At 35.0% G+C, this 698-nt stretch carries 1 protein-coding gene; it reads left to right on the forward strand.

Going from position 1 to position 698, the window contains the following annotated elements:
* The coding region (locus ACFINZ_RS10940) for an MBL fold metallo-hydrolase (protein WP_375701531.1) at nucleotides 1-602 on the forward strand (602 nt) is incomplete at its 5' end.
* Between the last annotated feature and the right edge of the window lie 96 nt (nucleotides 603-698).

Consider the following 698-nt stretch of genomic DNA (forward strand, 5'->3'; position numbering starts at 1 on the left):
ATGCATGCGTAAACCATCTTGATGCTGCACTTTATACACATTCTCACGCAGATCATATTCATGGTATTGATGATTTACGCAGTTATGCACTTGCACAAAAAAGTCTGATAGATATTTATGCTGATTCTTTTACACTAAGACATTTGAAAAATGCTTTCGGATATTGTTTTCAAACACCAAAAGGTTCATCTTATTTACCTATTTTAAAAGCACATCTTATCAATGAAGATAGCCAATTTATAATCCAAGGGCAGGGTGGAGCAATACATGTCAATACGCACTTACAATTGCATGGCAGTATCCATTCTTTAGGTTTTCGTATTGGTAACGTTGCTTATTGTACAGATGTTAGTCAATTTCCTAAAAAAACATTACCAAAGTTAATGAATTTGAATGTTTTAATTATTGAAGCTCTTCAGTTTAAATCTCACCCAAGTCATCTTTCCGTTGATCAAGCATTACAATGGATAAAATATTTACAGCCAAAACAAGCCATACTCACACATATGGATAGATCGCTTGACTACAACGAAGTTATAAATTATCTCCCACCGCACGTTAAACCCGCTTATCAAGGGCTTATTTTTGAAGCAGATGCATAAGAGATCTGGGAACCAAATATTTCCTGAAGAAAAACGTAGCTTTAGCGGCAACAGGTTTGAGGTATCTCACACATATGAAGCGTGTAAATTACCATT

This window comes from Bartonella sp. AA81SXKL, assembly GCF_042196945.1.
Classification (GTDB): Bacteria; Pseudomonadota; Alphaproteobacteria; order Rhizobiales; family Rhizobiaceae; genus Bartonella.